Origin of the sequence: Glycomyces dulcitolivorans, from assembly GCF_003265355.1 — a bacterium.
GTDB lineage: Bacteria > Actinomycetota > Actinomycetes > Mycobacteriales > Micromonosporaceae > Glycomyces > Glycomyces dulcitolivorans.
Window position 1 is genome coordinate 1 of sequence record NZ_QFRW01000023.1, and the last position, 13,169, is coordinate 13,169.

The window sequence follows — 13,169 nt, forward strand, 5'->3', positions numbered from 1 at the left end:
CTCGACGCCGCCGACGCCGACGCGGTCGCCGCGCTGGCGGCGGGCATCGGCCCGGTCGACCGCCTCGTCCTGACCCTCTCGGGCAACCGCGGCGGCGGCCCGCTCGGCGAGCTGCCGATCGACGACCTGCGCCAGGCCTTCGAGGAGAAGTACTGGCCCACGGTCACCGCCATCCGGGCCGCGCTCCCGCACCTCGCCCCGGCCGCCTCGATCACCCTGGTCGGGGCCGTCACCGCCCGCGCGGCGATGCCCGGGACGGCCGGGCTCGCCTCGCTCAACGCCGCCGTCGAGGGACTCGTGCGCCCGCTCGCCGCCGAGCTGGCGCCGGTCCGCGTCAACGCGGTCTCGCCCGGCTACGTCGACACCCCCTGGTGGGACGCGATCGGCGCCGAGGCCAAGGCCGGGCTGTTCGCCCAGGCCGCGGCCGCCCTGCCGGTCAAGCGGATCGCCTCCGCGGCCGACGTCGCCGAGGCCGTGGTCCTGCTGGCGGTCAACCCGAACCTCACGGGCACCGTCATCGAGTCGGACGGCGGCGCCCTCCTCACCGCGTGATCAGCGGCCGAGCGCCTCCAGCGTCAGCCGCTGGAGGCGCTCGGCCGCCGCGTCGTCGTCCGGCGTGGTCCGCGGCGAGACGGGCCGGTCGATCACGAACGCGCTCAACGGCTTCGCGGGAGGCTTGTCGATGAACGCGGACAAGGGCGGGGCGGCCGCGTCGACGGGGCGGGCGGTGCGCTTCATCTGCTCGACCATCGCCGCCGTCTGCGGGTCGTACTCGCCCGCGAAGCTGGAGGCGACGCCGCCGGGGTTGACCATGACGTACCGGGTCCGGGCCTTCGGGTGCTCGGCGGCGAAGCCGAGTCCGAGGAGGTCGTTGGCCCGCCCGGCGTGGAACTGGGCCTCCATCCCCGAGTAGCCGCGCCGGAATCCCAGGTCGCCCCAACGGATCTCGGGCTTCGCCGCGCCGGGCCCGGAGACGTTCAGGACCACCGGGGCCGCGGCCGCCTCCAGGCGGTCGAGCAGCCCGTGGCTCAACTGGAACCGGCTCAGGTATTCGAGCGCGAAGCACGCCTCGAAGCCGTCGGGCGTCAGGTGCCGGTGCGAACGGAAGTACCTGGCGCACAGCACGAGCGCGTCGATCGCCTCGTACTGGGACGCGAGCAGGTCGACCACCCGCCGCTGCTCGGCGACCAGGCTCAGGTCCGCCGCGATGATCTCCGCCCCGAGCGCCTCGCCCTTGGCCGCGTCGCGTCCGATCACGACGACGCGGTCGCCGAGGGCGAGCCGGTGCCGGGCGAGGGCGGCGCCGATGCCGTCGGTGCCTCCGGTGATGACGATGGTCTTCACGCTGCGCTCCTTGCGATCTCAGAAATCTAGACTCACGAGTCTAAAAACATGACCTCGGAAGTATTGCATACCCGCGGGGCCGTGAAACCAGACCCGTGAGTCCAGAACGCGTCCGGCTCGGCTACGCTGGCCCGATGGGTGCGGCAACGACGACGGCTCCGCGGGGCCGCATGGACAAGCGGCAGGCGATCCTCGCGGCGGCCTTCACCGAGTTCGCGGCCCGCGGGTACGCCCAGACGGGCGTCGACGAGGTCGCCGCGGCCGCCGGGGTCGCCAAGGCCACCGTCTACAACCACTTCGGCGACAAGGAGACCCTCCTGCGCGAGGCCGTCGCCGCCAGCGCCGAGCGGGCCACCGCCAAGAACCTCGCCGCCGTCGAACGCCTCGTCGACACCGGCGGCGACCTGCGGCCCGTCCTCGAAGACGTCGGCCTGCGCCTCGTCCAGTGCCACTGCGACGAGGACTCCTGGGCCCTGCGCCGCCTCCTCTACGCCGAACACGCGCTCCTGCCCGACCTCCTGGAGATCGTCCAGGTCGGCGCCGCCGAACGCGTCCAGCGCGCCCTCGCCGACCGCCTCGCCCGCCTCGCGCTCGCCGGGCGGCTGCGCCTGACCGACCCCGACGCCGCCGTCGAGCAGCTCACCGCCCTGCTCACCGGCCCCCTCGAAGCCCGCGCCCGCTGGGGCACGCGCCGCCTCCCGTCCAAGGAGATGCGCGAGGTCGCCGCCGCGGCGGTCGACACGTTCCTGCACGTCTACGGGGCCTGAACACGGCGGTGCCGGGCCGCCTCCGCGACCCGGCACTCCGTCTCGATCTCAGACTCCTACGAGCTCCGGCTCCGGCGCCGTCACCTGCCTGCGCCGAATGTTGAACGCCCCCACCGCGACCGCGACGACCGCCGCCGCGAGCGGCACCAGCATCGCCGCCCGGTACCCGTCGAGCAGGGCCTGCGACTCTGCCGAAGCGGTGGCCGCGACGTTCACCGCCGCCACCCCCGCGAGGCCGATCGCCGCGCCGAACTGGAACGAGGTGTACAGCAGCCCGCCCGCGAGCCCCTGCTCCTCCTCGTCGATCCCGTTGGTGGCGATGATGGTCAGCGGCCCGTACGCGAGGGTGAACGCCAGCCCCATGGACACCAGGCTCGGCAGCATCGCCACATAGGACGTCCCCGTCCCGGCCGTCAGGAACAACCCGAACGCGAGCGCGGCGAAGACGAGCCCGGCCAGCAGGACCGGGGCGTTCCCGAAACGGCGCACCAGCCTCGGCGTCACCGTCGGGGCCAGGGCGACGTCGATGCCGATCACCAGCATCGCGAGACTCGCTTCGACTGTGGACCAGCCGCGCAGCTCCTGCAAGTACAGGACCACCAGGAACTGGAAGCCGAAGAACCCGGCCATGAACAGCATCCCGATCACGTTGGCGCGCACCAGAGAAGCCGACCGGAAGATCCCCAGCCGCACCAGCGGCGCGGCGGTGCGCCGCTCCACCGCGACGAACACCCCGACGAGCGCGAGACCCGCCGCGATCAGGCCGATCGTCCAGAGAGGACCGACGTGGGCCGCGCGTTCGACGCCGAGGACCAGCAGCACCACCGCCGCGGTGATGGTGAGCCCGCCGAACAGGTCGAAGCGCTGGCCGCGGCGGTCGGGGTTCGGCGTCTTCGGGATGAGCGCGGTCGCGGCGACGAGCAGGACCAGCGACAGGCCCACGGGCATGAAGAACACCCAGCGCCAGTCGAGGGCGGTGAGCAGGCCGCCGATGACCATGCCGAGGGTGAAGCCCCCGGCGCCGATGGCGCCGTAGATCATCAGGGCCCGGTCGCGCTTGGGGCCCTCCTCGAACCCGGTGGTGATGATCGACAGGCCGGCGGGGGCCATGAACGCGGCGGCGAGGCCGGTGACGAACCTGGCGGCGATGAGCACCGCGCCGTTCTCGGCGAGCCCGCCGAGCCCGGAGAACAGCAGGAACACCGCGAGCGCGGCCAGGAACACCCGGCGGCGCCCCAGGATGTCGGCGGCGCGGCCGCCCAGCAGCATGAAGCCGCCGTAGCCGAGGACGTAGGCGCTCACCACCCACTGGAGCGACCCGGTCGAGAGGCCGAGGTCGGTGCGGATCGAGGGCAGGGCGATGTTGAGCATGGCGATGTCGATGCCCTCCAGGAAGATCGCTCCTGAAAGGACGAGCAGCACACCCCATTCACGGGCTTTCACGGGTTTCTCCTTGATGAACGTCGATTGCTGTGGCCGTGCAATCGTCGGCCCGGAAGCCCGAGGGAACAACGGCGAAGGCGGCAACGTTCGTTCAGTCAGGCTTACCGATACGGAGGACGCCATGGAACGCGACGAACTGGAATGCTTCCTGATCCTGGCCGACGAGCTGCACTTCGGGCGCACCGCCGCCCGCATGCGCCTCTCGCGCGCCCGGGTCAGCCAGCTGATCCAGCGGCTCGAACGCCGCCTGGGCGCGCCGCTGTTCGAGCGCACCAGCCGCACCGTCGTCCTCACCGACCTCGGCGCGCGCTTCCGCGAGGACGTCGAGCCGCACCACCGCGCCATCGAGCAGGCCCTCGCCCGCACCGCCGCGGCCGCCCGCGGCTTCGGCGGGACCCTCCGCGTCGGCTTCTCCGCGCCGCTCACCGGCGAGACCGCCATGCGCGCCGTCGACGCGCTCCGCGCCGACCACCCCGAACTGGCCGTCGAGATCTGCGAGATGTCCTTCACCGACCCGTTCGCGCAGCTGCGCGACCGCTACTACGACGTCCTGCTCATGGAGCTGCCCGTCCGCGAGGACGACCTCGCCAAGGGCCCCACGCTCCTCACCGAGGGCCGCATGGTCGCCGTCGCCGCCGACCACCCCTTCGCCGCGCGCCCTTGGCTCACGATGGAGGACCTCGCCGACGTCCACTTGATCGAGACCGACGGCGACGTCCCCGACTACCGGCGCACCCTCCAGACCCCGCGCCTGACGCCGTCGGGCCGCCCGATCCCCGCCGGTCCCGTCGTCACCAGCCTCCAAGAAGCGCTGATGCTCGTCGCGGCCGGCAAGGGCGCCATGCTCACCGCCGCGCACACCGCGACCTACCACGCCCGGCCCGGCGTCGTCCATCTCCCGATCCTCGACGCCGAACCGGTCCGCTACGGACTCGTCTGGCGCGCAGGCGAGAGCACCGCCGCCGTCGACGCCTTCGCCGGACTCGTCGCCGCCGACGCGAGCAGCGCCAGCCGCTCGGCGTCGCTGGTCCCGGCGTCGGGGTGATAGACGACCAGGTGCAGGCCCTCGGCGCCGCCGATCGCCAGCCGCTCCCGGTTGAGCACCAGCTCGCCGACCTGCGGGTGGGCGATCCGCAGCGGCCCGCCGCGCTGCCCGCGCACCTCGTGCCGGGCCCACAGCCGCCGGAACCGGTCGCTCGCCAGTGACAGCTCGCCGGTCAGCTCGATGAACCGCGGGTCGTCGATGTCGGTGCCCACCGACTGCCGCAGGTTCGCGATGAAGCACTCGGTGTAGTTCTCCCACTCCGGGTACAGCGCCTGCTCGGCCGGGTCCAGGAACAGGTCCCGCAACTGGTTCCCGCCGACCGCGAGCCGCGGATCGAGCGCCCGCGCAAGGGGATTGGACGCGAGGATGTCGAAGTACCGGCCCTCGACGTACACCGGCTGCGCGAGCGACTCCAGCAGCTTCAGCGCCCCGTCCGGCACGGTCTCCTTGCGCGGCCTTCGCCGCTGCCGCCGCGGCTCGGCGGCGAGCGTCAGCAGGTGCGCCGTGTGGTCCTCGTCGAGCCGCAGCACCCGCGCGATCGCCTCCAGGACCTGCACCGACGGGTTCCGGTCCCGTCCCCGCTCCAGCCGCAGGTAGTAGTCGAAGCTGATCCCCGCCAGCATCGCGACCTCCTCGCGCCGCAGCCCCGCCACGCGCCGCACCCCGATGTCGGGGATGCCCGCCTGCTCGGGCGTCACGAGCTCGCGCCGCGCCTTCAGGAACGCGCCGAGGGTGTTCGCCTTCTCGCTCATCGTCCAAGCCTAGGTCGCCCCGCGGCGGACAGAGGGGGTCCTCCCGCAGCCCCGGCACGACAGGACCCCAGGTCACGGCCCCGGCCGCGCCTAGCATCCGAACGGGCCGCCACGAGGCGGACGACACGGAAGGAACGCCATGGGCATTGCACTGATCACCGGGGCCAACAAGGGCATCGGCCACGAGACCGCACGGCAGCTGCTCTCACTGGGCCACACCGTCTACATCGGCGCCCGCGACCCCGAACGGGGCGCGAAGGCCGCCGCCGACCTCGGCGCGCGCTTCGTGCGCCTCGACGTCACCGACGACGACTCCGTCACCGCCGCGCTCGCGGCGATCGCCGCCGAGGTGGACCGGCTCGACATCCTCGTCAACAACGCCGGCGTCCTCGGCCTCGGCGCCGTCGACGGCCCCGCCGCACTGCACGTCTTCGACACCAACGCGGTCGGCATCGTCCGCGTCACCGAGGCCGCGCTCCCCTTGCTGCGCAAGTCGACCGACCCGAACGTGGTCACCGTCTCCAGCAGCGCCGGCTCGTTCTGGGCCGTCACCAATCCCGAACGCCCGGAGTTCGGCCTGCCGACCCTCCTCTACTCCGCGTCCAAGGCCGCGGCCACCATGCTCACCGTCCAGTACGCCAAAGCCCACCCGGGCATCAGGTTCAACGCCCTCGAACCCGGCTTCACCGCCACCGACATGACCGCGGACTTCCCTGGGGGACAAGCACCTTCGGAGAGCGCCCGCCTCGTCGTGCGCCTGGCGACCCTCGGCCCCGACGGCCCCACCGGGACCTTCCAGGACGAGAACGGCCCGCTGCCCTGGTGAGCGCGGCCGGTCAGCAGGAGTCGTTGCCCGTGTAGACGTACGTGAGGGTGATCGGCTCGTCGGGGGCGCGGGCGGTGCCGGCGTCCGGGGTCTGGACGGTGACCTCGCACTTGGGGGACTTCTCGCTGTTGTTCTGGTGCTCGCCGACGCTGGTCACGTTGGTGAAACCGGCTTCGGCGAGGAGCCGCTCGGCCTCGTCGAGGACCTCGCCGAGGACGTCGGGGACCATGACCTGGGCGACGGGCGTGGCCGACTGGGTCGGCGCCGCCGTGGTCGGTTCGGTCGTCGACTCGGGCGTGGGGGAGGCGCTGTCGCTCGGCTCCTCCGATTCGGTCGGCGCGGGCGTCGTCGGTGCCGGATCGTAGTTCGACTCCGGTTCGGCGCCTTGAGAAGTGGCCTCGGCCGACTCGTCCTCCCCGGACGCGCTCGGCAGCGGCGTCTCGGTGGCGGCGTCGAGCTCCTGGGCGTCCGGGCCGCCGCGGTTGAGGAGGGCGACGCCGGCGAAGGACATGACGGCGAGGACGACGACCAGCAGCGTCACGAGCACTTCGGGGCTCGTCCGCATCCGGATGAGCGGCGCGACGACAGGCCGGTCGGCGTCCTCGTCGGTGCCGATGCGCGCCAGGCCCGCGAGCGCCGCACCCTCGGCGATGACCAGGTCCGGCAGGTCGGGCAGCACGGGCGCGACGCCGAAGTGGTGGCCGACGACGTCGGCGATGAGCGGCGTGCGGCTCGCCCCGCCGACCAGCAGGAGCGCCGCGATCTGGTCGGCCTCGATGTCGGCGTCGCGCATGGCCTCCTCGATGAGGCTCACCGTCCGCAGCGCCGCCGGGGTGAGGCACTGGTCGGCGTCCTCGCGGGTCAGGCGCAGCTCCCGGTCGAGCCCGGGGAACCCCACGGTCGCCGACGGATGGTCCGACAGGCGCTCACGGGCGCGCCGCACCTCGTCCAGGACGCCCGCGCGCAGCGCCGTCTCGCCCGGGTTCTGCACGCGCGCAAGGTATTCGGGGTCCGAGCGGCGCAGCCGCTCGGCGAGGTGGTCGAGCAACAGCTGGTCGAAGGCCCGGCCGCCGATGTCGTCGGCGGTTCGGGCCGCCTCGATCTGGTACCGCTCGCCTTCGCGGCGCACTACGGCCACATGGCAGGAGGCCGCGCCGAGGTTGCAGACCACCAGGGGCGCACCGGCTTCGAGGCGCCGCCCTTGGACGGCGGCGAAGTGCCGGGCGGCGGCCTCGGGCTCGGACACCAGGAACGCGGCCTCGAAGCCCGCGTTCGCGGCGGCCTCGGCGTGAGCGCGGCGCCGGGTCGTGCTCCAGGTGGCGGGCACGGCGAGGCCGATGAGGGCGGGCGCGTCCTCCGGGATCACCTGGGGGAGCGGGTTCTCGGGGGCGGTCGGGCGCTGGTGCACGTCCCGTGGCGCCTCGGCGCCCTCACGACGCGTGGAGACGGTCGTGGTCGCCGAGCCGAGGTCGACGCCGACGGCGACCGCTCGCTGGGAGGGATGCATGTCCGCGAGTCTATTGCGTGAATACGAAGGGATTCAATAGTTCTCACGCGAACAGTGCGACTTGTGATCTCAAGGTCGAAGTGCTACCGGACGGTACGATTCGCGGTTCGAATTCGATCCATTGTGGTGAGGGTCGAGTTATGGCCGAAATGGGGTCACGAATCGGCCAATGCCGCCTCGATATCGGCGAGGTGGCGGGCCACCGGGCCCGCGGTGAGCATCCCCGAACCGGCCCCCACGAGCTCCCCGGCGGCCGGTCCGAGTGCGGCCGAAGCCCGTTCGAGGAACGATCGGTGCCGCACCCCGATCGCCGCCCGGGCCGCCACCGTCCACAGTGCCTCCAGCATGTGGTCCGGCGGTGGCGCGGGCACGGTGTCGAGGGCCGCGGCCGCCCCGTCGCGGTCACCGCGCGCCAGCGCCAGCAGCGGCGCCACCCAGGGACGGTACGGGCCCCAGTCGGCCCGCTCGTCGACCTCGATCGACAGGCCATAGTGGATTCGCTTGCACAGGAGCGCCAACGGCTCCAGCCCGCGCTCGACCCCGGGCATCCCCGCCCCCGCGAGCCGTTCGGCCGCGACCCGATAGGCCGCCTCCGCCTCGTCCAGGCCACCGGTCGCGGTGGCTCGCATCGCCGCGTACCAGGCGGTGAACACCCGCGCGAGCGGCCGCTCATGGCGCTCGGCCAGGGCCTCGGCCGCCGCCGCGTGCTCGTCGGCGGCCGCGAAGTCGCCGAGCGCGCCCCGCGCCTGCATCCGGATGAGCCGCCCCAGTACCTCATAGGAGGCCAGGTCATGGCGCTCCGCGAGGCCCGTCAGCTCCGCGCCGATCACGTCCCGCGCGGGCGCGAGGCCCGCGCGGTGGCAGGACTGCATGAACACCCCGTTGAGCGTGAACGCCAGCAGCGCCGGGTCACCGAGATCCCGTGCCAGCCGCTCGCCCTCGCGGGCCGCCGCCAGTGCCCGAGCCCCGCCGATCCCGCGCGACTCCACCGCGACCGTCGCCAGCAACCGCGCCCGCGTCCCGGCCGATGCCTTGGGCCCCAACGCGGTCAGCGTGCGCTCGGCGGCCGCGACGATCCGCGCCGCCCGGGCCGGATCGTCCGACCGCGTCCACACCGCCGGGACGTCATAGGCCCCGATCACCCGCGCAGTCAGTACCGGATCGCCCAGCTGCTCAGCCGCTTCGATCGCCTCGATCCGCCGCGCCCCGGCCGCCTCCAGACCGCCCGGGCCCGTCACCGCCAGGTGCCGCAGCAGACCCACCGTCGAATCCAGCATCGCCCGCGGCCCCACCGACCCGTCGAGCGACGACGCCGCCTGCGCCCACACCGCCTCGGGCGCCCCGCGCCCCTCGTCCACGGTCCCACGCAGCAGTTCCGTCTCCAGCTCCTGAAGGCGCGCACCGGGATCGAGCCCCAGCTGCTCCCGCAACATCCCGGTCCCGCGGCGCACCACCGCCAGCGCCTCCGCCTGCCGACCACTCCGATACAGCGCCAGCGCGAGCAGCCGCCAGCCCTCCTCCCGCCACGGGTGACCGTCCACATGCGCATCGAGCGCGGCGACCGCCTCACCCGTCCGGCCCAGCGCCACCAGCGCCCCGGCCCGCCGCTCGACCGCGTCCAGCCGCAGCTCTTCGAGGCGGCGCCGCTCGGCGAGCACCCACGGCCGCTCGTCCAGACCCGCATACGCCCCGCCCCGCCACCACCCCAGCGCCGCATCGAGCGTGTCGAACACCTTGCGCGGCAACCCATCCGAAGCCTCAGCGACCGCAGCCTCGAACCGCCAAGCGTCCACCGCCTCCACCGGAGCCCGCAGCGCGTACCCGCGCCCCTCCGTCACCAGCACCCGCGCCGGCGTCCGCGGCGCCCGATCCGGCTCGACCGCCCGGCGCAGTGCCGCGACGAACGTCCGCACCGCGCTCACCGCCCCGTCCGGCGGCACCTCCCACAAGTCCTCCACCAGCCGCTCGACCGACACCGCCTTGCCCTGGGCCGCGACCAGCCGCGCCAGCACCGACCGGTGCCGCGCCCCCTTCAACGCCAGCGCCCGGCCCTCGCCGTCCCAGGCCGCGACCGGCCCGAGCACCCCGAAACCCACCTGCACCGCGCCTCCCCTTCGACGCCTCAAACTACCGCTCATCGGATGCTCATCGGCGCCGGAGACGCTCGATCCGCACCGAACGAGAAGGAGAACACCATGCCGATTCCCGGCTTCGACACCCACCGCATCCAGGTCGCCCCAGGCGTCTCGCTCAACGCCGCCGTCGGCGGCACCGGCGCCCCGGTCGTGCTCCTGCACGGCTTCCCGCAGACCCACCTCATGTGGCGCCACGTCGCGGCCGACCTCGCCGCCGACCACACCGTCATCTGCCCCGACCTGCGCGGATACGGCGCCAGCGACAAGCCCGCCGAGCAGGGCCCCGACACGTACTCCAAGCGCACCATGGCCGCCGACACCGTGGCCCTCGCCCGCGCCCTCGGCCACGACCGGTTCGCGCTGGCCGGACACGACCGCGGCGCCCTCGTGGCGTTCCGGGCCGGGCTCGACCACCCCGACGCCGTCTCGCACCTGGCAATGCTCGACGTCGTCCCGACCCTGGACATGTGGGACGTCCTCCACGGCGCGAGCGCGGCCGTGGCCTTCCACCTGTACCTCATGGCCCAGCCGCCCGGCCTGCCCGAGCAGCTGATCGCGGCCGCCCCGGACGCCTTCTTCGGCCACTTCCTCGACGTCTGGACCCGCGACCCGTCCGCGATCGGTCCCGAGGTCCGCGCCGAATACCTGCGCGCCTCGGCCGCGGCGGTCCCCTCGATCGTCGCCGACTTCCGCGCGTCCTCTGGCATCGACATCGACCACGACCGCACCGACCTCGCCGCCGGATCGAAGTTCACGATGCCGATCACGGTCGTCCAGCAGGACTGGGGCGCGGCCCTCGGCTACGACGCCGCCGCCCTCTGGGGAGCCTGGGCCCCCGACCTCGACCACCGCCTGACGGCCGCCGGCCACTTCATGGCCGAAGAGGCCCCGGCGGAGATCGCCGGGGCCCTTCGCGCGCTGTTGGCTCGCTAACCGGGCCAGGGGAATCCGAGCTCCTCGGCGGATTTACGGGACCCGCCTACGACGGTCGAGACCGTCTTCGGGTCGGTCGTGCGGAGCATCGCAATGAAGCCATTGACGGTCGCCGCCACGGCTCGGTCATCTACCTCGAAGGCATCGGGGATTTCGATGAGGCGCTTGAACTGGAGCCAGGGACGCTCGGGCTTCAGATCCTCTTCGGGGTAGGTGAACGTGAACTCCAGGACGCCGCGGTCGCGGTTGGACGAGTTGATCCAGCCGCGCCGGCACTTCCAGCGCCCCAACAGCTCCGGTTCGGCCTGAAGGCGTTCGCGGAGGAGCCGCGCGGCCCGCCGGGCCGGCCATGTCCAGGTCCGGTCGGCGATGGCGCGGTCGAGCTCGGCGTCGTAGTCCTCGGAATCGAACGAGAACCGCCGGGTCTGGCTCGGCCTCTCGGTGTCCCTGACCTCCCACACCACGGTCCCGGCCGACTCATCGCGGTAGATGTGCGCGCGGAAGGCGCCGCAGCACTCCTCGACGCAGTCCGCCTCCGAAAGGCGGATATCTATGGGCTCCGCCGCACCTCGCAGACCGGGGCCGCGATCCAGGACGTTCTCGGGCGGATGCGGGTGCCCGCGCCCGAACCAGCTCGTCGCGAGCGGTTCGCCGTCGACCACGACGTGGAGCTCCGGTTCGCGGTGTGTACTCGGTGGCGGCACCCAGACCTGGAGCGCGAGCCCAGGGGAGAAGGCGGGCCGCCCGGTGCGGGCCTCTTCGACCTGCTGCCGTAGCCAGATCAGCTCGGAGTCAGCAGGCCGTTTCTCCAGCGCGCGTTCGACTTCCGCGAGCACGCCCGGATCGGCCAGCGCCGCACAGAACCCCCCGGCGACCGCTGCGCGCTCACCGGGAGCGAAGCCCAACAGCGCGCAACCGCCGTATCGGACTTCGTCCCACAGCCGGACCAGGCCGACCCGACCCGATGGCCCGGGAGCGAGCAGCCCCGGGTCAGCGGACACCGCGGTCAGCAGCTCTCGGATCCGGGCGTTGTCGCGGAGCAACTCGGGGACCGGCCGCAGATCGGCCAGTGCCAGGACCATTGATACGGCCTCAGCGGTGGCGAGCGTCTCCAGCAGTTCGCCGACCGCCTCCTGCGGGAGACTACCGAACTCCGAGGCGATCATCTGGCGCTCCGGATCGGGTATACGTCGCAGTACCCAATACAAGTCCTGCGCCGCCCCGGCGGCCCGGCTAAGCGCCGCCACAGCGCCGAAGGCGTACGAGCGGCCGAGGAGCGCCACTTCGCGAAGGATGACGGCGTCCACCTCCGCACCCGCATCCGAGGCGAGATTCAGCCCCACCGTCAATTCGATGCCGGTCGTTCCAGTTCGCAGCAGGTGGGATGCGATCGCGGAGGCGGCACTGTGCGAGAGGTGAAGATCGTCGGGAAAGAGGAAGCGCCGACCGCAGTCACCCGGTGCGGCGCGGAGCCGGTCGCCGAGATCGCGCAGGCCGCTCGGTGCGTTCAGGTTGGTGCCGTTGATGATCGCCGCGAGTCGTGCCGATGCGGCGCGGCGGGCCTGCTTGCGGGATTCGAAGTCCGACGGCGGTTGCGCCGATCGAACCTGCGGTGGGGGACTGAGCGACTTCCGGATCGCTACGATTTCCGCCTTCGGGAGCGGACCCTCGGGATGCCTCGCGAGCAGCTCGCGCAGGCGGTGATGGACGGGGACGGGATCGGGGTCGAGCGCACTGCGCTCGCCGGACCGCGTCATGAACCTGAGGTACTCGTTTCGTCGAACATCATTCGCAGAACATACTCCACTCGCGCGAGGGCCGAAAACGGACCCGTTTCGCCGAACGCTTGACATTGACACAGTGACAAGGTGTTTCCTTGGTCCCGGAGGTGCTTTACATGAACACGGCACACACGAACCCGCAGGCCACGGCCCTGACCGCCGCGCTGGGCGCCCGCGAGGCGTCCACGCGCCTCAAGGCCGCGCTCGCCGCCGGGACCGACCCCGACCCGGCCGTGGTCGACGCGCTCATCGACAGCTGCGGGACCGAACCGGACTTCTACGTGCGCGACATGCTCACGTGGGCGCTCACCAGGTTCCCCGCCGCGGCCACCGTCCCGAAGCTCCTCGACGAGCTGCACTCGGCGAACGCCCAGGCCCGCAGCCAGGCCCTGCACACGCTCTCGAAGATCGGCGACCCCGACACGTGGCACGCCGTCACGCAGGCGCTCCTGCGCGACCCGAACGACGAGGTCGCCCGGGCCGCGTGGCGCGCCGCCGTCGTCCTCGTCCCCGACGGGCACGAGCCCGAACTCGCGGCCGAACTGGCCGCGCAGCTCGGCCGCGGCGAGCGCGAAGTGCAGGTCAGCCTCAGCCGCGCCCTCGTCGCCCTCGGCCCGGCCGCCGAGCCGGTCCTGG

At 72.9% G+C, this 13,169-nt stretch carries 11 protein-coding genes and 1 pseudogene; 6 read left to right on the forward strand and 6 right to left on the reverse strand.

All coding sequences use genetic code 11. The features are described 5' to 3' along the window. A partial coding sequence (locus DI269_RS00665; RefSeq protein ID WP_112133238.1) for an SDR family oxidoreductase occupies positions 1 to 552 on the forward strand: 552 nt, incomplete at its 5' end. Here the strand turns inward: DI269_RS00665 and DI269_RS00670 are convergent. Beyond that, entirely contained in the window at positions 553 to 1,344 is a 792-nt protein-coding gene (locus tag DI269_RS00670) for an SDR family NAD(P)-dependent oxidoreductase (RefSeq protein WP_112133239.1), read from the reverse strand. A 134-nt stretch (positions 1,345 to 1,478) separates the two neighbouring features. Here DI269_RS00670 and DI269_RS00675 point away from each other — a divergent pair, with 134 nt between their 5' ends. Then, entirely contained in the window at positions 1,479 to 2,111 is a 633-nt protein-coding gene (locus tag DI269_RS00675) for a TetR/AcrR family transcriptional regulator C-terminal domain-containing protein (RefSeq protein ID WP_112133240.1), read from the forward strand. A 48-nt stretch (positions 2,112 to 2,159) separates the two neighbouring features. On the opposite strand, the gene DI269_RS00680 is transcribed toward DI269_RS00675, so the two are convergent. Further along, positions 2,160 to 3,554 carry an MFS transporter gene (locus DI269_RS00680; RefSeq protein WP_198667012.1) on the reverse strand — a complete coding sequence of 465 codons (1,395 nt, stop codon included), beginning with the start codon at positions 3,552 to 3,554 and terminating at the stop codon, positions 2,160 to 2,162. A 121-nt stretch (positions 3,555 to 3,675) separates the two neighbouring features. On the opposite strand from DI269_RS00680, the pseudogene DI269_RS27960 reads away from it, so the two are divergent. Continuing rightward, positions 3,676 to 4,488 (forward strand): annotated as a pseudogene (locus tag DI269_RS27960) (LysR family transcriptional regulator); the annotation flags it as partial. On the opposite strand, the gene DI269_RS00690 reads toward DI269_RS27960, so the two are convergent. Beyond that, the gene (locus tag DI269_RS00690; RefSeq protein WP_112133242.1) at positions 4,479 to 5,351 is read right to left on the reverse strand and encodes a helix-turn-helix domain-containing protein; all 873 of its coding nucleotides are present in this window, start codon (positions 5,349 to 5,351) and stop codon (positions 4,479 to 4,481) included. The pseudogene DI269_RS27960 and the gene DI269_RS00690 overlap by 10 nt on opposite strands. A gap of 139 nt (positions 5,352 to 5,490) precedes the next feature. On the opposite strand from DI269_RS00690, the gene DI269_RS00695 reads away from it, so the two are divergent. Further along, the gene (locus tag DI269_RS00695; RefSeq protein ID WP_112133243.1) at positions 5,491 to 6,177 is read left to right on the forward strand and encodes an SDR family NAD(P)-dependent oxidoreductase; all 687 of its coding nucleotides are present in this window, start codon (positions 5,491 to 5,493) and stop codon (positions 6,175 to 6,177) included. Between the two features lie 10 nt (positions 6,178 to 6,187). On the opposite strand, the gene DI269_RS00700 is transcribed toward DI269_RS00695, so the two are convergent. Then, positions 6,188 to 7,684: an Hsp70 family protein gene (locus DI269_RS00700; RefSeq protein ID WP_112133244.1), complete on the reverse strand. Its 1,497-nt coding sequence runs from the start codon at positions 7,682 to 7,684 to the stop codon at positions 6,188 to 6,190. Between the two features lie 155 nt (positions 7,685 to 7,839). Further along, the gene (locus tag DI269_RS00705) at positions 7,840 to 9,786 is read right to left on the reverse strand and encodes a BTAD domain-containing putative transcriptional regulator (RefSeq protein ID WP_112133245.1); all 1,947 of its coding nucleotides are present in this window, start codon (positions 9,784 to 9,786) and stop codon (positions 7,840 to 7,842) included. A 93-nt stretch (positions 9,787 to 9,879) separates the two neighbouring features. Between DI269_RS00705 and DI269_RS00710 the strand changes: the two genes are divergently transcribed. After that, positions 9,880 to 10,752 carry an alpha/beta fold hydrolase gene (locus DI269_RS00710; protein WP_112133248.1) on the forward strand — a complete coding sequence of 291 codons (873 nt, stop codon included), beginning with the start codon at positions 9,880 to 9,882 and terminating at the stop codon, positions 10,750 to 10,752. On the opposite strand, the gene DI269_RS00715 is transcribed toward DI269_RS00710, so the two are convergent. Beyond that, positions 10,749 to 12,509: a hypothetical protein gene (locus tag DI269_RS00715; RefSeq protein ID WP_112133246.1), complete on the reverse strand. Its 1,761-nt coding sequence runs from the start codon at positions 12,507 to 12,509 to the stop codon at positions 10,749 to 10,751. The two genes, DI269_RS00710 and DI269_RS00715, sit on opposite strands and share 4 nt — an antisense overlap. A gap of 140 nt (positions 12,510 to 12,649) precedes the next feature. Between DI269_RS00715 and DI269_RS00720 the strand changes: the two genes are divergently transcribed. Beyond that, positions 12,650 to 13,169, forward strand: a 520-nt coding sequence (locus DI269_RS00720) for a HEAT repeat domain-containing protein (RefSeq protein WP_112133247.1), incomplete at its 3' end; no start/stop codon positions are given.

What these genes read in the sequence shown, in the direction of transcription:
- DI269_RS00675 (WP_112133240.1), top strand. Translation starts at nt 1,479, where the DNA reads ATGGGTGCGGCAACGACGACGGCTCCGCGGGGCCGCATGGACAAGCGG.
- DI269_RS00690 (WP_112133242.1), bottom strand. Translation starts at nt 5,351, where the DNA reads ATGAGCGAGAAGGCGAACACCCTCGGCGCGTTCCTGAAGGCGCGGCGC.
- DI269_RS00695 (WP_112133243.1), top strand. Translation starts at nt 5,491, where the DNA reads ATGGGCATTGCACTGATCACCGGGGCCAACAAGGGCATCGGCCACGAG.
- DI269_RS00700 (WP_112133244.1), bottom strand. Translation starts at nt 7,684, where the DNA reads ATGCATCCCTCCCAGCGAGCGGTCGCCGTCGGCGTCGACCTCGGCTCG.
- DI269_RS00710 (WP_112133248.1), top strand. Translation starts at nt 9,880, where the DNA reads ATGCCGATTCCCGGCTTCGACACCCACCGCATCCAGGTCGCCCCAGGC.
- DI269_RS00715 (WP_112133246.1), bottom strand. Translation starts at nt 12,509, where the DNA reads ATGACGCGGTCCGGCGAGCGCAGTGCGCTCGACCCCGATCCCGTCCCC.